The following is a 19581-nucleotide window of genomic DNA, read 5'->3' as shown; positions in this document are numbered from 1 at the left end:
CAACAATATGGCAACTCTCGGCGAAAAAATTAAAGCATTACGAAAAGAAAAAAAGCTTACGCAAACAGCACTGGCAGGTTCGGAACTGACAAAAAGTATGCTTAGTCAAATTGAAAATGGAAAAGCTACACCTTCTATGAAAACATTACAATATATTGCGGAAAAACTTGAATGTGAAACGAGCTTTTTATTAGAAGAAGATGAAGGAGAAATTGTAGAACTCATTCAAAAAATGGAGCAACTAATAAAGGCAAATAAATGCGATGAAGTATACAAGACTTTACTACCTATCGTTCAAACAGAGCTACCTTCTACTTTAAATACAGCTCGCTTATATAAACAGTTCCTAACAGGAGCAACTATTATGAACGATTATCATATTGAATATTACGTTGAAACTGCTGTTTCTATATTTGAAAAATATACTTTATATCGAGAAAGCACTGAAACGAAACTACTGTTTTACTATATGCTCTACAAACGGAAAAAATATAAAGAATGTTTACAGTTGATTACCAAAATTCGCGATGAATATAAAACGAAGAATTTAGAAATGGATCTTATTACACATATACAATTATATTTAAAAGAAGCAATTATTTTACTCGCATACGGTAATTATGAAAAATGTGAAAAAATCATTTTAGATGCACTTGCATTTTCAAAAAAACATCAAGTGTATTATAAAACAGATGAATTTTACCGTATTTTATCTTATCAAAAAGTCATTACAGCTGATAAAGAACAGTATTTATATTACATAAAAAAATCGGAGCAATTTGCCATTTTTACAGAAGATACTCTATCCGCTGCAAATATAGATATATTAAAAGCTTATTACTACAATACCGTTACGAATGAATATACAATTGCGTTAGAACATTTAGAACAATTCCGAGAAAAACTAAAAGATGTACCGATTTTTCAAGCAGATGGATTGTATTATCTTGAAAAAGGAAAATCTCTGTATGGTTTAAAACGTTACAAGGAAGCTTTGGAAACATTAAAACGTGCTAATATTCCAGATTATATGAGTCATCCACTTGATCAGTCATGGTTATTAACAGCTGGATCATATCGTGCCCTGTGTCATATAAAACTTCAAGATAAACCAGCTGCTCTGAAAGAAGCAAAAGAAGCAGTTCAAACGATAGATGGTTATCCTGATTCCATCTTTTCTTCATTTATTAAAGAAACATTACAAATAATACAAAAACTTTAAGAATGTCTCTAAATGGTATATTATTCCTCTTTTTTAGCAAAGATAATAATGATGGGAGGAATATAAATGAATATACAACGTGCAATAGAGCTTTCTATGTCAGCAGAACAAGCCAATGTCAATTTTCAAGGCATGCCTGTTATGATTCAACACGTCGATGAAAGCAATGAAACCGCCCGCATATATGAAGTAAAAAACCCAGGACGCGAATTAACTGTTCCAGTTAATAGCTTAGAGGAAATATAAGAAATGCCACTTCTCTTTTGAAGTGGCATTTTTCTTCTTTCAGATTACTTATTATAAATTTCTTCAACTCTTTATTTTACATGAGCTGAAAAAATAAGAATTTTCTACTTCTTTTCTTTTTGTGACCTGCTAAAATACAAACTATGGATTAATTATTCGTACTATACATTAAGGAGGAAAAATAATGGCATCTAATTTAGAAAAAAACCAGCCTTATTATGCAGTTATATTCACTTCTAATTTATCAAATAATACAACTGACTATAATACCGTTGCCGAAGAAATGGAGAAACTTGCAAAGCAACAACCTGGATTTTTAGGTGTAGAAAGTGCACGAGGTAATTCTGGACTCGGAATCACAATTTCTTATTGGGAATCACTTGATGCGATTGAAAATTGGAAAAAGAACACCTTACATAAAGAAGCGAAAAAAAGAGGTCGTGAGCAATGGTATGAAAACTTCCACCTGCGTATCTGCCTTGTTGAGAAAGAATTTAAGTTTCATAGAGGTACTTTATAACTATGAAGAAAAAAGTAGCTCTCATTGCTGTTCATGAAATATATGGTGTGAACGACCATATGCATCACGTTACCAACCACTTTACTTCATCTCATATAGACGTATTCTGTCCTAATCTTCTACAATCGCAACATGCATTTCATTATCGTGATGAAGAAAAAGCATATGAACATTTTGTAAATCATATTGGATTTGATTATGGAAAAAAGCAAATTGAAGAATTCATTTCTCATCTTTCTAGTAGTTATACACATATTGGACTTATCGGCTTTAGTGTTGGAGCTACCATCTCATGGCTATGTAGTAACAATCCGAAAATAAATTTTATTATCGGATGTTACGGTTCTCGTATACGCGACTATGTTCACATAAAGCCTACATGCGCTACACTACTTATATTCCCTGAAAAAGAAGCTAGTTTTTCAGTATCCTCTTTAATTCAAACATTGCAACAACAAAATAATCCTTTATTAGAAATAAAACAACTACACGGTGAACATGGATTTCTAAATCCGTACACTAAAAAATATAACTGGCACTCTACAAAACAAGCATACCATTTAATAGATTCATTTCTTGTAAAGTGAAACTTCAATCAGTGGGGGGGGTTCATCCCCCACCTAATCTCTTTTCTTACGTTGAGTTTTAAGATGTGGGTCTTACTGCCCATGCGTGATAAGAACAATCTTATAAAGGAGACTCAAAATGACGCTGACATTACTCTTACTTGTTTTCATACTCATTGCCTTTATCTCAGCGCTAACTATCATTTTTAAAACCGTAAAAAAAGGGATATTTTTCAACCGCCCCTACTTACAATCTATTATCATTTGCATTTTATTTTTTACAAATTGGATCTTATATGTAACAACTTTTTATTCGTTACTCCCCGAGAAAGTTAGCGAGTTCATATTCCTGCCCATTTGGTTTTTCCTTTGTATTTTAGGATTTATCGCTTTTTGGCACGAATGGAGAAATAATCGTGTGTTCTCGATATGTATTGGTTTTCTTTCCTTTATTAGTTTTCTATTTGGGCTGTTGTTGTTAGTTCTTTCGGGGATGTAATAGAAGAAGGAAGAAAAGCCAACTTTCAACTTTTCTTCCTTCTATGTTTACCTTTAGTTTTCACTGTCACTGATTCACAAGGTGTATAATATATTTGAGGTGTCGCCTTATCAACAAACATCATAAACGTAACGAAACCGATAATAAAGAAAATAAACAACGTTAACAAAATTGCTCCTATCGTTAAAAGTATCATAACACCACCCCTATATTTTTCATGTTATTACACTTTTCGCTATTATATGAGCTGAATCCTTTTTAGAAAAAGAAACGTAACAAAATAATCACAACCACTCCTGTTAATACTGTACCTAATAAACTACGAGTATATATGGCTACAAGAAATGTTGGAATTGCTGCGATCAGGTAATCCCATTGCACCGTCTCATGCATAAATAATACTTGTGCTAAAAGTGCTGCTAATATTGCAATTGGTATGTAATTTAACCATTTTAAACCCCAGTCAGGAATTTGTAGTTTGCTAAATACGAGTAGAGGTAAAATACGTGGCACGAGTGTAACAGCTCCTGCTGCTAGTAAAAGTAATAATACATCTAATCTCATTTCCATTTTTCAATCACCACTCCAATCGTCGCAGCTAGTAATGTTGCGATAATAACCGCTATACTATCTGGCATAAATAGGTGTGAAACGTATGCGATAATAATCGCTACAATTGCAACACTTAAATGAATTGCTAGCTTTGGTTTACTACTTATGAGCTGAAGTACAAATAACCCGATAAACATCGCTGGTAATGCATAATCCATCCCATATGTATGCGGGTCTGGTATCCACTCACCAAATAGCCCGCCAATAATAGTAGCAAGAATCCAGTTTAAATAAGCCGTTACATTTAGCCCAATCATCCATCTTTCGCCTAAATATCCTTTTTGCGCTGCATGCTGCACTGCAACGCCGAAAGTTTCATCTGTAATTTGAGAACCGATAATGACGTTTTTTAATAGAGGTAGTTTCATAAAGTGCGGTGCGAGGGCAGCACTCATTAATAAATGGCGTAAATTAACAAAAAATACAGTAAAAATAATTGCGGAAGCAGGAGCACCGGCTGCATACATACCAGCTAATATAAATTGGGCAGAACCTGCATAAATTAAAGTGGACATAAATGCAATTTCAATGATAGAAAAACCTGCTGTTTTTGCAATTACACCAGCTGCTATACCGATGCTCAAATAACCAAATACAGTTGGTAAACAATCTTTTACTCCTTGCTGAAATGTATCATCGCTCTGCAAAGCTACATGTGCCTGAGCTTTACTCATCTCTATCATCCTCCATTCCTTCTAAAGTTCGTTTTCCTGTTACGACATGAACTAAATCTATATTTTCACGCCATAACGTATCTAACTTATCAGCTCCAAATTCCTTTGTGATTTCTTCAACCATAATATCGTGCCGCACATACTCTGTAGCAACGAGAACTAGCGCTGGGTCATACGTTGTAACGGCCCATGAAGTGCTATTATTTGAAAAGTTCGCAATTAATACTTCCTCTCCATCACGAGCAATAACAGTTAAATGACCACCCATTCTCTTTTCAACAACGTGGGGCGTCATATAATTATGGTGAAATGTCGCTCCTATTTTTGTTTCTGGAGCTCCAAATAAGATTGAGAATATATTCACGCCTTCCTCTTCCTTTTGATGAATGTATGGCTCAATTTCATGCACTTGATCTTCCCATACAGAAATCCATAACTCTTCCTTTGCCCTATTAATTATATTGCATATCTCTTTTAAAACACGATCATTTGAGCGAATATGCGAAATTACATCAATCTGTCTTTCTTGTTCTAAATGATTTAATTTCTGGTCTAAAAACTCAAAGGACTTTTCAAAGTCTTTTCGCATTCGATTCATTAATTCCGTAGCTGGTACTGGTACATATTTCACTGGTTCAGAAGGTACAATGTGCACCGCTCCTTTATCCATTAACTTACCGAGTACCTCGTAAATCATAGAACGAGGTACTCCTGTTTGTTTACTCACTTCATAGCCTGTTACTGGGGAATGTTTTAGTAGTCCAATATACGCTTTACATTCATACTGGGAAAATCCTAACTTTTGTAACTCCTTTATAATTTCATCCATCGGTAACCCCTCACAATCTAAATCGCCCTTACTTCAAAACGACGATTTTGCTTCCCTTTACTTTTTACTTTATCAATAACAAGTGTTCCTATTTCACTCGTATTTTTCACATGTGTGCCTCCACAAGCTTGTTCGTCTAAATTTTCAATTGTAACAATGCGGATTTCTTGGATGGTAGTTGGCAGGAGATTTATTGCTGTTTTAATCATTCCTACAGCATTTTCTGCTTCTTCGCGGCTCATATAACGAGTGGAAATTTCTTTATTTTGCTTAATAAGTTTATTCACTTCCTCAACAATTTCTTCTACTTCCACGCTCGATAACTCTTGTAACTCATTAAAATCGATACGTGCTTTATCAGGATAAATTTGATTTCCGGTGCATAGAGCTCCATACTTTTCATAAACAACAGCTCCGATAAGATGCAGTAAAGAGTGATGACGCATTAAATTATGACGTCTTTCCCAATTTATCTCTAATTTAACTGGACCTAATTTTACTTGAGCTTCATCTTTTATATAGTGAACTATTTCTCCTTGCTCCTTCTTTACTTTTTCAACTTCAAATACAGACCCATCTTGTACAATGACACCCGTATCACATTCTTGCCCTCCACCAGTTGGATAAAAAACTGTTTCCTTTACAAATACTTTATTCCCTTCTACTTTTATCACTTCTGTTTCGCAACTCGTTTTGTATGCATCTTCTAAATATAATGCCGTTGTCATACTCTCACCTCTTTAGTAGTTATAGTTATACCTACTAATATAAAAAAGAAGCTCCTTAAAGTCAAATGATAATTCTGAAATTTAAAATTAATAAAAGACTCCTTTATTAGGAGTCCACTATCTCAATATTTCATTCGCTTCTTTTTCATAAATTTTATCAAATGAAGTCATAACGCGCTGTGATGCTTGAATCATCTTTTGATCTGTCATAAGATCGGCCATCTCTTTCGTCATATCTACATTTGAATTTTCTAGCATATGATTTTTTACTATTCCTGTTCCGTTCGGTAAATTAGCAATGTTTCCTTCTGCTAGTGTAAAGCTTTTGTTCTCTCTTTGCACAAGACGAGCATTCGTTTCGGTATCTACTGTTTTTGTTTGCAAACGAGCAATATTATTTTGTGTTACTTCATCATATAATGTACCGTCTGCTTGTACAGCAACCTTTGCTCCTTCTGGAATACGAATACGCTCATTATTCTCTCCCATTACGAAAGCACCAGATGACGTTTGTAAATAACGATCACTATTTAATGTGAAACTACCATCTCTCGTTAAAAACGTTTCATCATTTTTAGAAGTAACGAAAAATGATGTTGTGCCGGCCGCGCCGTCATCTAAAAAGAAATCTGTAGCGCTATTTGTCATTTGTATATTTCCTTGTACTAAATTCACATGCGTTGCAGCTGGTACTACAGCGTAATCGACCGAACCGATATTTGTTACCGCCCCATCTCCGCGACGATATGTGTCTTGTACATCAAATACTTTAGACGTCATATTTTCTGCTTTAAATCCTGTCGTTTGAGCATTTGCAACGTTATTCGAATGAACATTAATGCGCTGCATGTAATTCATCATGCCCATAGAACCTATATAAAGACCGTTCATATTCGTTTGAATAAGGCAAGCGCCTTATTCTTCACCTCTTTTCTACGATGTTTGTAACATTTGTTTTGCTAAATGTTCAGCTGTAGCGATATGTATATTTTTCTTTATGTCTTGGCCATCTGTCATTAATACAATAGGAGCTGATGATACCGCTGGAATTTTCAACAATTCGCCACTACTTGCTGTTTCATCAAATTTCGTAAACACAATACCATCTATATGAATATCTTTAAAGTTTGTAATGATTTCAATCATATCTTTACTTTTCATAGAAGCTGATAACGTTAAACAAATATAATCTGGTTCTACTTGTCCCATCGTTTCAATCATTTCTTCCACTGTTTCTGACGTACGATAATTTTTTCCGGCTGTATCAATTAAAATATAATCGACGCGTGCTTCTTCTTTAAAATACGTAAGCGCTCTTGTCATTGCAGCTTCATCACGCACAGCAATTACTTCAGATCCAATTGTCTTTACGTTATCTTGCAATTGCTGTACTGTTCCTATGCGCGAATGATCTGTCGTTATAAAACCAACTGTTTTTTTCTTACCGTGAAATTGCCATGCCATTTTCGCGAGTGTCGTCGTTTTACCAACGCCAGTTGGACCGATTAATGCAATTGTTTGTACTTCTTTTTCAAAGACGTTTTCCGTATTGAAATGAGATTTCATATCTTCCAATATGTACCTGATAACTTCTTCTTCCGTAATCATCGTTGCATTTTCAAACTTTATTTTTAACTTTTCAGCATATGCATGAATGAAATATTGTTCCACATCGTTTTGTTCTAGCATCCGAATTACTTTTTGAATAATAAACGGTACAGATTCTTGATTTTCTTTCTTTGGAACTACTTCTTCTTTCTTTACTGGAACGACTTGTTTCACAACTTTTTTCTTTTTCGTTACTTTCGTTACTTCCGTTTCTTTCATCGGTTTCACAACGACGATTCCTTTTTCAAACAGCTTTAATAGTTTCTCTTTTTTTCTTGCCCATTCTTCACTATTTCCTGTTTGCATCGCCGCGTATGACATAGAAGTCGTTACGTTTTCTAAATTGTGCAGTACTGATTGAATTCCATTCGCCTTCACAATTTGTTCTGAAGGATCATTCACAACATCCATTAACTGTTCATGAAATTGAGCTGTACCTTCATTCACTTCTTCCTGTTTTTCTTCTGGAAAAGCAACTAACATTTCATAATCCTTTTTCCAAAAAAACGGTATATTTCGTTTTACACTTTCATCGACAACATAATAATAATCTGTACCATATTGGTCAAATAACTTTCGATACAATTCATTTTTCGAAGCTGCTTTTATTCGCATTAACGCTTCTTTCTTTTCTGTACTTTCCATTACTTCACCCCCTACTATTCAATATAGGCAATTTGATCCACAACAATTTCTGGTGCTAATTCACTAATACAAAGTACTTGTGCTTCCACTTGATAACGTTCTAGCAGTCTTACAATCGCAAATCTAAAATCTTTTCTACGTGTTAATAACACTGGTTCTCTTCCCATTAAACGTGCTTGCTTAAAGACGCGCTGCACTTGCTCAACGACACGTGTTTCTAAATCTAAATCCCAGTTTAATAAGTAACCTTGATATGAATTATTCACAACATCCGCATCTAACTCGATTGAATCAGAGAAGAGCGCTGCATATATTTTTCCGTCCGGATTTTTCGCATTTTCACAAATAACTTTTGAAATACATTCACGAACAAATGATGTTACACCATCCACGTGGTTTTGATAAATTTCTTTGCCGTCAATAATACCTTCAATAATTGTTGGTAAATCACGAATAGAAATACCTTCTTTTAGAAGTTGTTTAATAACATTTTGAACAAGTGATAAATCAATTTCTTTTTTCTTAATCTCTTCTAATAGAACGCCATTATCATTTTCAAGCGAGTTAATTAAGTCTTTTACATGTTGGCGCTGAATTAATTCATGAAGATTACGTCTAACGACAACATCTAAATGTGTAATTAATATGCTAAGTGGCTCTAAAACTTGATAGCCTTTCATTTGTGCATCTTGCACCATATGCTCTAAAATCCAATATCCATCTTCACCGAAAATTGGATCTTTCGCTGGCTCTGCATCTAAATCAGCCATTACGTTTGGTGTTTTCAGTGCTAATAAATAACCTGATTTTAAAACACCTTCAGCCGCCTTCGCACCTTTAATTCGAATAATGTAACGTCCGCGTGGCCTAAAGCTCGTATTATCTTTAAAGTTAATTCCAGGAACGTTAATACCAAGGTCAGTAATAATTGACTTCCTCATAAGAACAACTTTATCACGCGCTGTTTCCCCGTTAATTTTCTGCTTTACAAGTGCTGCTAAATCTAAACCGAGTTCTACTATAATTGGATATTTATCCGTAAATACTCCAAATGAATCTTCCACTTGTTGCAGTTGCTCATCTTCGCCTTGAATCATTTCTATTTCTTTTTGAAGCTCGTCTTCTTTTTCTTTCTTTATTCGATTTTTATTACGAATACCTAAGAAGATAATCGTTCCGCCAACGAGTGCGAATGGTAGAAACGGTAGCGGAGTAAAAATACCCATTGCGATAAATAAACCACCGAGCGCATATACAACGACTTCATGCGCTAATAACTCTTTAAAGATACCTTCTGTTACTGTATCCGGTGAACCGTCAAATACACGCGTTACGATAATACCTGTTGAAATTGCAAGCATTAACGAACCGATTTGGTTTACGATTCCGTCACCGACAGTTAACTGTGTATAATGAAGAGCCGCATCCGCAAAGCTCATCCCTTGCTGCATCATTCCGACAATTAAACCGAAAATAATGTTTACGAATAAAATGACAATCCCGAAAATAACGTCCCCTTTAATGAACTTTCCGGCACCATCCATCGCCCCGTAAAACTCTGTTTCCATATTTAATTTCTTTCGTTTTGCTTGTGCATCTTTTTCTGAAATAATACGCTGGTTTAAATCAGCATCGATAGACATTTGTTTCCCTGGTAAAGAATCAAGTGTAAAACGAGCTGCTACTTCAGCTGTACGAGACGCACCGTTTGCAACGATAAACTGGAATATGATTAATACTGTAAAAATAACGATACCAATTAATAAGTTTCCGCCAATTACGAACTGACCGAACTCTTCAATAACATGACCAGCATTTCCATCTGTCAAAATCGCTCGCGTCGTCGAAACGTTAATCGATACGCGGAAAATCCCGATTAATAACAGCATCGTTGGAAATGACTTTAATTCATCCCACTCGTTAATACTTGTCGCTCGCATATAAATAAGCACTGACATACTTAGTAGAAAAACGATAATAATATCAAGTATAAATGGTGGAAGTGGAATTAAGAGCGCCACTACGAATGACGCTGCTAAAAAGATAGAAAAATAGGTTCTTGCAGAATCTATCTTAAACAAAGAGATCTCCTCCAAACGCGCTATTATACTTCAAGTTCATTCGTCTGAATTAAATAGCGCATAACTTCAATTACAGCTACATATAAATCTTCTGGAATCGTCTCATCTTCCTCGACTTGATAATATAAAGAACGAGCAAGCGGACGGTTTTCCACCATTGGTATTTCTTGTTCACGGGCAAGCGTTCGTATATATAACGCGAGCTCATCTTCCCCTTTTGCAACGACAATTGGTGCTGCATCAACGTGTTTATTGTAACGAAGTACGACCGAAATATGAGTCGGGTTGTTTACAATAAATGTTGCGCCATCCATCTTCTTCGCAATTGTTCCTTGCAAGATTGCATGCATAAAGTTTTTTCGTTTCCCTTTTACTTGCGGGTCCCCTTCATTATCTTTATGCTCTTGTTTCACTTCTTCTTTTTTCATCTTAATATCTTGTTCGTACTCCCATTTTTGATAAATAAAATCAATAATAGAAAGAACGATTAAAATAATTAAAATTGCTAAGAAAATAAATTTAATTTCCCTAATAATTTCAGTAAGTGATGCAGTCCAGTTAAATCCAATCATACTGACAATTTTCTCTAAATTCTTTTTAAAGAGAACGTAAGCGACGTAACCGATTAATCCCATATAAAATAGTGATTTCAAAATATCTACTAAACTTTTACGACTAAACAGTCTCGTAAAATAGTTTTTCGGATTAATACGTGACGCTTTCGGTTTAATGACTTTAGAAGAAAATAGGAAGCCAACTTGAATCATATAATTGAATAAATGAAAAGCGTATACGAGTATTAATATCGGAGCCGATACTTTCAGTAATAAAATCCCCATTAAATAAAAATACTCGGTTGAATCTGTATTTTTTCCAATTTGATCAAACAGCACCGCTACGGAATTTGCAATCTCATACCCTAGCCAATCTCCGAAGAAATAAACGACAACTGCTAATACGAGAATGGAAAATAAATTATTTAAATCTTTACTCCGGGCAATATTCCCTTCTTCACGCGATTTTTTACGCTTCTGCGGGGTGGCCTTTTCTGTTTTATTATCCTTTGCCATGCGCGTCCCCCTACTTCGTTAAGAAAAAGTTAAATAGTTTCGTATACTCTTCAAGTAATACATTCGTCATATTTTTAAAAACATAACCGAGCATTGGTACACTCATCGCAATAAACAAAATACCACATGTAATTTTAATTACGTATGCATTCATAAAAACGTTTAATTGCGGAGCGTTTTTTGCAATTAAAATTAGAACAAAGTTAATGATGAATAAACTTCCCATAAGCGGAAGAGCAATTTCAACCGCTGATGTGATCGCAAATAATAGCGTTGCGAGTAGACTATCTAAAAAACTAGTCGTCAGCAATTTTGAAATCGCCTCTGTATATTGAAACGACTTTAAAATCGTGGCAACGAAATAATTAATGCCGCCAAGTGAAATAAAAATAAGGAGAAAAAATATATCAAAAATTGTTGATAGTAAAGTAGACTGTGAGCCTGCATTTACATCAAACAAACTTGCTTGTGATAAACCAATATCAAAGTCTAAAATATGCCCGGCCATTTTTGGAATGTTCCACAGCATTTCTACGATTTTTGAAAGTGATAATCCAATTACAATTTGCGTTCCTGCATAAGCTGCAACGTCCCAAACTGTCTTGATGTGAGAGACATCCACTTGATCAGCCACTGTAATTGAAAGAGCAAGTCCAACTGTAACCTTCGCCATTGCTGGAATGGATCGTCCTGAGAAAAACGGTAAAAAATATAAAAATGAAGTAATGCGGCAAAACGCAAAAAACGTTGCCGCCCATAATTCCATATTCATTTCAGTTCACCTATCTTAGTACGAACGCAATAGCGATGGGATTTTATCAAATAAATCTAAAATAAGTGTCGTTAACTCTTGGAACATCCACGGACCTAAAATGATAATAACGAGGACAATACTCGCCATTTTCGGTAAAAACGTCAGCGTTTGCTCTTGAATTTGCATCATCGCCATAATGACAGCGATGATAATAACGACAATCATACTTACGCCGGCAACCGGCATTAAAATCATAACCCCTTTATAAAAAAAGGTTTGAAAAATATCTATAATTGGTGACGTATTCATTTATATGACTCCTATCACATAGCATCAAACGCTTCAGGCGACCGTTTTAAACATAATGTCGACGATTTTTGTATATCCACCTAAATATACGAAAACGAGTATTTTAAACGGTAAACTTAAAATCATCGGCGGTACCATCATCATCCCGAGGTACATTAAAAGTGTACTAATAATCAAATCTATAAATACAAACGCTAAATAAATGAACATCCCTGTCAGTAAACCTTTTTGAATTTGCGTTAACGTAAAGGATGGTACGAGCGTAAATAGTGAAAGATCTTTCAAATCTTTCGGCAACTCTTCTCCGCGTACTTTCAGCATCATTTTTAAATCATGCTTATACGTATGCTTTGACATATATTCTTTCATAATAGGAGCTGTCGTTTCCGCAGCTTGACTTACTGTTATTTTCTCTTTCGTCATCGGATCCCACACATCACTCTTCAGTTGCCCGAGTACAGGCTGCATCGTAAAGAGTGATAAAAATAATGCAAGTCCAACAAGCACTTGGTTTGGTGGTAAATTCATTACCCCAAGTCCTTGGCGTGTAATCCCTAGAACGATCATAAAATAAGTAAAATGTGTAAATAATAGAACGATAGAAGAAGATAATGATAAAAGGGTAACGAGCGCAAATAGTTGTACACTTGAATTACTCGTAAACTCTTTTCCATTTTCGAAATTAATAAAACCGTTCGGGGCTGCATACGCTGGATTTACAAAAATAATTGAAAAAACGATAGAAAATACGAAAATAACGACTAATAATGATAACTGTTTCTTTATTCTCATGATGGATCCTCTACTTTTTTCGTTTCACTCTTCACCGCGTCTTCTAGTGCTTGTTGAAACTGATTTCCTGTTCCGGTTAATTGCACAGACTGCACACCGTTATTACTAATAACAGTGAACACTTGCTTTCCGTCCACTTCAAATAAAAAGGCACTCGTTTGATGATTTAAATAAACGCCGTCTTTTACTTGTATATGGCCATTTTCACCCTGCTTAAAAAACTGCTGTTTGCGCGTCTTTTTCGTCATATAATATGCACCGTAGCCGAGCGCACCAAACAGTAAAACGACTTGAAATAAGGTCGTCATATACGACATATGACTCCTCCTCTACTCTTTATCTTGCATTTGACTTTGCGCTTTCATAAGCGCCGCTTGTTTCTTATCAGCTTCAATTTCAGAAATGATAATACCGAATTTCTCGTCCATTACGATTGCTTCACCGATGCCGACTTTCATATTACTTAAATACACATCTACTTTATGTCCTAAGTTTTTCTCTACTTCAAGAACATCGCCAACTTTTAACTGCTTTACATCACCAAGTGTAATAGATGACTTTCCAAGCTTTACACCAAGTTCAATCGAAATATCTGAAACAGTATCAATATGTGCTTTACCTGCTTCATTTCGCTTTCCTGCAAAATCTTCTAATCCCATTAATGACACGGGAGATACTTCATGCTTCATATGGATCCTCCTACTCTACAAAACTTTTAAATAGGAGCGCCTTACGCGTTCCATCTTTTCCAATAAAACAATTAAATTTATGCTTTCCATCTACATAACCAAGTAATTCATCCGAAACTTTCGTATGAAGCGGAATAATATCGCCTTCTTCAATTTGTTCAATCTCACTCATTGTCATTTTCTGCTCACCAATTGCAACGTGAACAGGTTTGTACACTTGATTTACTTTCATTTCCACTTCAGACGTATACTTTTTACGCTTGTCTGAAGAATGTTCGACAATATTTTCAGACGTTAACTTATCCATAATTTCTTCAACAGATAAGAATGGAATTCCGATACGCACCGTCGTATTCCAAAAATCTGTTTTCATATTTACGTTAAGTAATGAAATGATATCACTCGCTGTCGTAATCTTTAATGCATTCGGATCTGTTTCCGTCGTTACAAATTTCGGTTCAATCGCAACAACACTTTCAAATGATTGCTCTAAATTTTTACAAAGAAGCAAGAATATATTATCAAGCGTTAAAAACTCAAATGCTGTTAACGGTCTGCGCATCGTAAAGTTACGCTTACTATCTCCGCCAAGCCAACATTCATGAATATAAATAACAAATGCTAAATCAATCTCAATAACAATTTCTCCAAGCTCTGGTAAACCGAGATCAATTACGCAATATAAATAATAATCTTTCGGCATTTTCTCCACATACTCACTCGTAAATGGAACTTGCTCAACTGTTGAAGGCTCTAGTTCAATTGGAATACGCATACGCGCTGATAACGTCTGTGACGTCTGTTTTCCAAACGTAGAAGCAATCGCTTGCAAACTACGTAAATGCTCAACACCGAACTTCTCTGGTCTATTAAAATCATACTCTTGAAATTTCTCTTGCTTTCCTGCTTCTTGTGCGAAAGCTGGCATTTCCTCGCCTTCATTTACCGCCTTCAGCAGGGCATCAATTTGCTCTTGGCTTAATTTTTCGCCACTCATGACAATCCCCTTCCCTACCTTTTCAATTCAACGATTTCAACGTACATCTTCCCATTCTTCGTCAAAATCTTTCCGGTTCCAATCTCTTCATTCTCAAGCATAAGACGCACCGTATTTTTCGTTGAATTTTCAAGACGATACAATGTACCTTTCGTAATATGAAGCAGATCTTCAATTTTCTTTTTCGTATTTCCGATTTCAAAATAAATTGTTAACGGAATATCATCTTGTAATTTCAAATCTAGCCAACTCCCATATCATGTTCACGAAAATTTCATGTTCTCTCTATATATGAAACTTCTTATTTTGAAACGTCGATATTTAATATTTTTTTAATATATCCTTGCGTTTCTTTAAATGGCGGTACGCCTCCGTACTTTCTCACATTCCCAGGGCCAGCATTATAAGAAGCAAGTGCCAATACTAAGTCGCCGTTATTTTTCTTTAAATAATCGCTTAACTCTTTCACGCCACCTTCAATACTTTCAGCTGGTGAAAAGGGATTCTTCACACCCATCTCCTTCACATTTGCTGGCATAAGCTGCATAAGTCCCATCGCACCGGCATGTGACACCGTTTTCGGATTAAAATTAGACTCTACTTCAATCATTTTTTGAATTAACGTTTTGGGAATTCCATATGTACGACTTACTCGATCAATAATATCCTCATACTTGCCTTCATTGGAAGAACGTATTTTTTGAATATTATACTTCTTCGTTAATTCCCACGTATCTGCGGCCTCATTTTTCGTTTCTGGGAAACGTCGTTCAAACTCTTTTTGCGCAACTTGCACTTCATCTGCTTTCTTCGTTTCAGCCTTTTCTTCAAGCTTACTCGCTTCCTCTACTTTATTAATAGTTTCTGCCGGTTTATTAACAACCGCTTCTATTTTCGTAGATTGTACCGGCTGACTCATATCTTCTACTTTTGCCGGCTGCGTAGTAGCCTTCGTCTCCTTCGCAGGTTCACTCTGCAACTTCTCTTGAAAACGACTACTAACAAATGCTTGTGGACTACTTAGCTTTTGCTGAATTTGCCCTTTCTTATATGCAAGCACTTCTTTTACTATATTTCCAACTATCATAATATCACCTTTTCGGTAAACAAAGATAATCTAATATTAGAGTTTTTTTTTAAAGTTTGCAATAATCCTTTTAATAATTATGTAATAAAAAAATGAATATATTGTTAAACTGTTATTTTTTTATATTTATTAATTCGAATTTTTAGTTGACACCCGCTATGACAGGGATTACAATAAATCTCGAAATTGATTTTTTCGCATATTACCGTTTTTCAATTTGCAGAAAAGTCAATATAAAAAAATGGGGGTTTCTTAACATGAGAATTAATACAAACATTAACAGCATGCGTACTCAAGAGTACATGCGCCAAAACCAAGCTAAAATGAGCAACGCTATGGACCGTTTATCAAGCGGTAAACGTATCAACAACGCTTCTGACGATGCAGCAGGTCTTGCAATCGCAACTCGTATGCGTGCTCGTGAAAGCGGATTAGGAGTAGCAGCTAACAACACGCAAGACGGTATTTCATTAATCCGTACAGCTGATTCAGCAATGAACTCAGTATCTAACATCTTACTTCGTATGCGTGACCTTGCAAACCAATCTGCAAATGGTACAAATACATCTGAGAACCAAGCAGCTCTAGATAAAGAGTTCGGAGCACTAAAAGAGCAAATCAACTACATCTCTACAAACACTGAATTCAATGATAAAAAATTATTAGATGGTTCTAATGAAACTATTGCAATTCAAACATTAGATAACGCTGATGAAGGTAAGAAAATTGATATTAAATTAGCAAATGTTTCTACAGATTCATTAAAAATTGATAAACTAACAATTGGTGGCGCAGCACAAAAAACAGTTGATGCTGTTGCTGACAAATTTAATGCACTTAAAACAACAACTACTACTGACAAAGCTGCTATCCAAACAGAAGTTGATGCTGTTATGAAGGAGTTCGATAAAGTTAAAGGATCTATGTCTGCAGAAGATGCTAAAGCTATTACTGACAAGTTAAAAGATTACAATGATGCTGCTGATACAGATACTGCTAAAGCTACTGCTGCTAAAGCTTTAGGCGCTGCGTTTGATAAAACAAAAGTAAATATTGCTAACCCTAATGCTGCTGTCGCTGCAATTGACTCTGCACTAGAAAACATTGCATCTAATCGTGCAACTCTAGGTGCTACATTAAACCGTCTTGACTTTAACGTAAACAACCTAAAGAGCCAATCTTCTTCTATGGCTTCAGCTGCTTCTCAAATCGAAGACGCTGACATGGCGAAAGAAATGTCTGAGATGACTAAGTTCAAAATCTTGAACGAAGCTGGTATCAGCATGCTTTCTCAAGCAAACCAAACTCCACAAATGGTTTCTAAATTATTACAATAAGCCATTTGAGTTAGTTTCCTGAATAAACCTCTCTGCTTGCAGAGAGGTTTATTTTTTCTATATAGATAGATTATTTATAAAAGCTTTCTTTTTTTCTTTTTATGTGGAAGAGAGCATCTGCGGTGCATAGAAGCGGTTAGTGCTTATCTTGATCCCCTCTTATGCTAAAACACAAATAGCAAATAAGCATAAGCCTTTTTATCTTTTCATGACCTTTTATTAACTTTAGAACACTAACTATATCAATCTATAAGGGGTGTCTATTATGCGTATTGGTACGAATGTTTTAAGTATGAATGCTAGGCAGTCGTTGTATGAGAATGAGAAGCATATGAATGTGGCGATGGAGCATTTGGCGACTGGTAAGAAGTTGAACAACGCTTCGGATAATCCCGCTAATATTGCAATTGTGACTCGTATGCACACGCGAGCAAGTGGTATGCGCGTGGCGATTCGTAATAATGAGGATGCAATATCGATGCTTCGCACGGCCGAAGCTGCCCTTCAAACTGTGACAAATATTTTACAGCGTATGCGTGATTTAGCCGTTCAATCCTCAAATGGTACAAATTCAAATAAAAACCGTCATTTGCTGAATAAAGAGTTTCAGTCTTTAACAGAAAAAATTGGCTATATTGGCGAGACGACTGAGTTTAATGATTTATCCGTATTTGACGGTCAAAACCGCCCTATTACATTAGACGATATCGGTCATACAATAAATATGATGAAACATATTCCCCCTTCCCCTACACAACATGACATCAAGATTTCAAAAGAACAAGAAGCAAGAGAGGCGATTCTTAAAATTGAAGATGCTTTGCAAAGTGTGTCACTTCATGGTGCCGACCTTGGTGCAATGATAAATCGTTTACAGTTTAATATTGAAAATTTAAATAATCAAAGTATGGCGTTAACAGATGCTGCATCTCTAATTGAAGATGCAGACATGGCGCAGGAGATGAGTGATTTTTTAAAGTTCAAATTATTGACTGAAGTTGCACTTAGTATGGTTTCACAAGCGAACCAAATTCCGCAAATGGTCTCTAAACTACTACAATCATAAAAATTAATCTTCCATCTTTGGAACGATTCCATACAAAACAAAAGGGAAATACATATAAACTATGTATCTCCCTTTTATTTTGTACCCAAATTTTATTACTGTGTTACCGTCATAACTTGTCCGCTACGGTCAACCATTATTTTCATTTTTCCGTCTTGTGCATTATATAGCCCAAGTTTATGTAATTCCATTTTACAATCTTGTACGAAAGTTGGTAATTTACGAATTTGATCGATATCAGAACTTGTAATGAAATGAATTAAAAGCTGCGTCATACCTTTAATATCTTGTACAAGCTCTTCTTTCTCTCGTTTTAGCCTTTCATTTTCTAGTTGTAACGACTGCAATTCATCTTCTAGACTACGTGTGTTCTTTGCTTCTCTAGAACGCCCTGCTGCCATGCTAGAAAGCTTATAAATACCTTCCATAAACTGATGTAGTTCGTCTTCTTTCCTTTCACTACATTGATTAATTGTTTCAAAGTTATCAACAATACCAGATATAACTGTTACAAGATTTTTTTCATCCTCTTTATGCTGGATTTCTTCTTTTAATTCGTACTCGTTTTCTTGTTTTCTTGCAACGATTGTCTCTTTTACTGGTATATATTTTCGCTTTCGTCCTGGTTTTTGTTTTTCAATATTTTCAAACGGTATTTCACGTTTTTTTAATTTGTAATACGTATTTTGCAATTGACTTTCTGTTTTTGGAAAAAGATTTAGTTCATTTTTACTTACGTATTTTGAAATATTTAAAATGTTTAAACCGTGACGTTGACAAAATTGATACACTTCATACAGTAGCTCTAGTTCAGACTTCAGCCATGTAATTGCTGATTTTTCATATGCTCGCATCCCGCCATTTTTTTCTATATCTATTTGAAATAATACCATTCTATTATGTAAATCAACTAACTCTTCATACTTTACTTGGAATTCTTTTTCTATTTTTTTAAATTCCGCTTCTAGTTGCATATCGTTCATTTTATTATTTGACATGTTTTGTAAAAGACCTAATACATTAATTGCTGTGTGGTGATACATAATCTGTGCCACTCCCCCTCATCCTTTCACAATTCTCATCTGACTTCCATGTCTTTTAAGAAAATAGCAATTTTTACATATCCATATTATAACAGTTCGAAATTATCTGTCAAATAATTAACATACAAAAAATGTATAGAAAGTATAAAAATTTGGAAAATGTTTTTTTATTAATATGTAAAATTGCATATTAATTACATTTAATTA

Annotated in this window: 25 protein-coding genes; 7 read left to right on the top strand and 18 right to left on the bottom strand. The window is 35.1% G+C overall.

Going from position 1 to position 19581, the window contains the following annotated elements; genetic code table 11:
* The first annotated feature begins 7 nt into the window (after positions 1 to 7).
* The 5 genes from DN399_RS08315 (at position 8) to DN399_RS08295 (ending at position 3053) form a co-directional block, all read left to right on the top strand.
* Entirely contained in the window at positions 8 to 1222 is a 1215-nt protein-coding gene (locus DN399_RS08315) for a helix-turn-helix domain-containing protein (protein ID WP_149149467.1), read from the top strand.
* 66 nt (positions 1223 to 1288) lie between these two features.
* Positions 1289 to 1468 (top strand): H-type small acid-soluble spore protein, encoded by a 180-nt coding sequence (locus DN399_RS08310; protein WP_001025731.1) that lies wholly within the window; start codon positions 1289 to 1291, stop codon positions 1466 to 1468.
* A gap of 184 nt (positions 1469 to 1652) precedes the next feature.
* Positions 1653 to 1988 carry an antibiotic biosynthesis monooxygenase family protein gene (locus tag DN399_RS08305; RefSeq protein ID WP_000157887.1) on the top strand — a complete coding sequence of 112 codons (336 nt, stop codon included), beginning with the start codon at positions 1653 to 1655 and terminating at the stop codon, positions 1986 to 1988.
* 2 nt (positions 1989 to 1990) lie between these two features.
* Positions 1991 to 2575 (top strand): dienelactone hydrolase family protein, encoded by a 585-nt coding sequence (locus DN399_RS08300; protein WP_078994765.1) that lies wholly within the window; start codon positions 1991 to 1993, stop codon positions 2573 to 2575.
* Between the two features lie 118 nt (positions 2576 to 2693).
* Positions 2694 to 3053, top strand: a complete 360-nt coding sequence (locus tag DN399_RS08295; RefSeq protein WP_080469764.1) for a hypothetical protein — start codon at positions 2694 to 2696, stop codon at positions 3051 to 3053.
* 25 nt (positions 3054 to 3078) lie between these two features.
* Here the strand turns inward: DN399_RS08295 and DN399_RS08290 are convergent, their stop codons facing one another.
* From DN399_RS08290 to DN399_RS08210, 17 genes are all read right to left on the bottom strand, one after another.
* A complete protein-coding gene (locus DN399_RS08290; RefSeq protein ID WP_000602244.1) occupies positions 3079 to 3249 on the bottom strand; it encodes a DUF3951 domain-containing protein in 171 nt (56 codons plus the stop codon).
* A 62-nt stretch (positions 3250 to 3311) separates the two neighbouring features.
* Entirely contained in the window at positions 3312 to 3623 is a 312-nt protein-coding gene (locus DN399_RS08285; RefSeq protein WP_000425946.1) for an AzlD domain-containing protein, read from the bottom strand.
* A complete protein-coding gene (locus tag DN399_RS08280; protein WP_149149466.1) occupies positions 3614 to 4339 on the bottom strand; it encodes an AzlC family ABC transporter permease in 726 nt (241 codons plus the stop codon). The genes DN399_RS08285 and DN399_RS08280 overlap by 10 nt, the downstream gene beginning before the upstream one ends.
* On the bottom strand, positions 4332 to 5168 hold the full coding sequence (locus DN399_RS08275) for a TrmB family transcriptional regulator (RefSeq protein WP_149149465.1): 837 nt from the start codon (positions 5166 to 5168) through the stop codon (positions 4332 to 4334). Before DN399_RS08275 ends, DN399_RS08280 begins: the two co-directional genes overlap by 8 nt.
* A 17-nt stretch (positions 5169 to 5185) precedes the next feature.
* Positions 5186 to 5896 (bottom strand): alanyl-tRNA editing protein, encoded by a 711-nt coding sequence (locus DN399_RS08270; protein ID WP_000205380.1) that lies wholly within the window; start codon positions 5894 to 5896, stop codon positions 5186 to 5188.
* A gap of 117 nt (positions 5897 to 6013) precedes the next feature.
* Positions 6014 to 6787, bottom strand: coding sequence for a flagellar basal-body rod protein FlgG (locus DN399_RS08265; protein WP_149149464.1), 774 nt, complete (start codon positions 6785 to 6787; stop codon positions 6014 to 6016).
* 42 nt (positions 6788 to 6829) lie between these two features.
* Positions 6830 to 8149 carry a flagellar biosynthesis GTPase FlhF gene (flhF, locus tag DN399_RS08260; protein ID WP_000446174.1) on the bottom strand — a complete coding sequence of 440 codons (1320 nt, stop codon included), beginning with the start codon at positions 8147 to 8149 and terminating at the stop codon, positions 6830 to 6832.
* A 14-nt stretch (positions 8150 to 8163) separates the two neighbouring features.
* Complete coding sequence (flhA, locus tag DN399_RS08255; RefSeq protein WP_000472534.1) at positions 8164 to 10230, bottom strand: flagellar biosynthesis protein FlhA; 2067 nt, start codon at positions 10228 to 10230, stop codon at positions 8164 to 8166.
* Between the two features lie 23 nt (positions 10231 to 10253).
* The gene (gene flhB, locus DN399_RS08250) at positions 10254 to 11300 is read right to left on the bottom strand and encodes a flagellar type III secretion system protein FlhB (protein WP_001030111.1); all 1047 of its coding nucleotides are present in this window, start codon (positions 11298 to 11300) and stop codon (positions 10254 to 10256) included.
* A 10-nt stretch (positions 11301 to 11310) separates the two neighbouring features.
* Positions 11311 to 12072 (bottom strand): flagellar biosynthetic protein FliR, encoded by a 762-nt coding sequence (locus DN399_RS08245; protein ID WP_149149463.1) that lies wholly within the window; start codon positions 12070 to 12072, stop codon positions 11311 to 11313.
* Between the two features lie 15 nt (positions 12073 to 12087).
* A complete protein-coding gene (locus DN399_RS08240) occupies positions 12088 to 12363 on the bottom strand; it encodes a flagellar biosynthetic protein FliQ (protein ID WP_001098085.1) in 276 nt (91 codons plus the stop codon).
* Positions 12364 to 12396: 33 nt separating this feature from the next.
* Positions 12397 to 13155 (bottom strand): flagellar type III secretion system pore protein FliP, encoded by a 759-nt coding sequence (locus DN399_RS08235; RefSeq protein ID WP_071714490.1) that lies wholly within the window; start codon positions 13153 to 13155, stop codon positions 12397 to 12399.
* On the bottom strand, positions 13152 to 13472 hold the full coding sequence (locus DN399_RS08230; protein ID WP_000121176.1) for a hypothetical protein: 321 nt from the start codon (positions 13470 to 13472) through the stop codon (positions 13152 to 13154). Before DN399_RS08230 ends, DN399_RS08235 begins: the two co-directional genes overlap by 4 nt.
* Positions 13473 to 13484: 12 nt before the next feature.
* Positions 13485 to 13844: a flagellar motor switch protein FliN gene (gene fliN / locus DN399_RS08225; RefSeq protein WP_000680010.1), complete on the bottom strand. Its 360-nt coding sequence runs from the start codon at positions 13842 to 13844 to the stop codon at positions 13485 to 13487.
* Positions 13845 to 13854: 10 nt separating this feature from the next.
* On the bottom strand, positions 13855 to 14841 hold the full coding sequence (fliM, locus tag DN399_RS08220; RefSeq protein WP_000012356.1) for a flagellar motor switch protein FliM: 987 nt from the start codon (positions 14839 to 14841) through the stop codon (positions 13855 to 13857).
* A gap of 14 nt (positions 14842 to 14855) precedes the next feature.
* Positions 14856 to 15080: a flagellar motor switch protein FliN gene (locus DN399_RS08215; RefSeq protein WP_000775712.1), complete on the bottom strand. Its 225-nt coding sequence runs from the start codon at positions 15078 to 15080 to the stop codon at positions 14856 to 14858.
* A 62-nt stretch (positions 15081 to 15142) separates the two neighbouring features.
* On the bottom strand, positions 15143 to 15928 hold the full coding sequence (locus tag DN399_RS08210) for a lytic transglycosylase domain-containing protein (RefSeq protein ID WP_149149462.1): 786 nt from the start codon (positions 15926 to 15928) through the stop codon (positions 15143 to 15145).
* Positions 15929 to 16185: 257 nt separating this feature from the next.
* Between DN399_RS08210 and DN399_RS08205 the strand changes: the two genes are divergently transcribed.
* On the top strand, positions 16186 to 17265 hold the full coding sequence (locus DN399_RS08205; RefSeq protein ID WP_149149461.1) for a flagellin N-terminal helical domain-containing protein: 1080 nt from the start codon (positions 16186 to 16188) through the stop codon (positions 17263 to 17265).
* 265 nt (positions 17266 to 17530) lie between these two features.
* Positions 17531 to 18331 (top strand): flagellin N-terminal helical domain-containing protein, encoded by an 801-nt coding sequence (locus DN399_RS08200; RefSeq protein WP_149149460.1) that lies wholly within the window; start codon positions 17531 to 17533, stop codon positions 18329 to 18331.
* 95 nt (positions 18332 to 18426) lie between these two features.
* On the opposite strand, the gene DN399_RS08195 is transcribed toward DN399_RS08200, so the two are convergent.
* On the bottom strand, positions 18427 to 19374 hold the full coding sequence (locus tag DN399_RS08195; protein ID WP_025967100.1) for a DNA-binding domain-containing protein: 948 nt from the start codon (positions 19372 to 19374) through the stop codon (positions 18427 to 18429).
* Positions 19375 to 19581: the final 207 nt, after the last annotated feature.

This window comes from Bacillus sp. AR4-2 (genome assembly GCF_008274865.1).
Lineage (GTDB): Bacteria > Bacillota > Bacilli > Bacillales > Bacillaceae_G > Bacillus_A > Bacillus_A cereus.
Note: the sequence above shows the minus strand (reverse complement) of the source record. Positions and strands in the feature narration are given on the sequence as shown.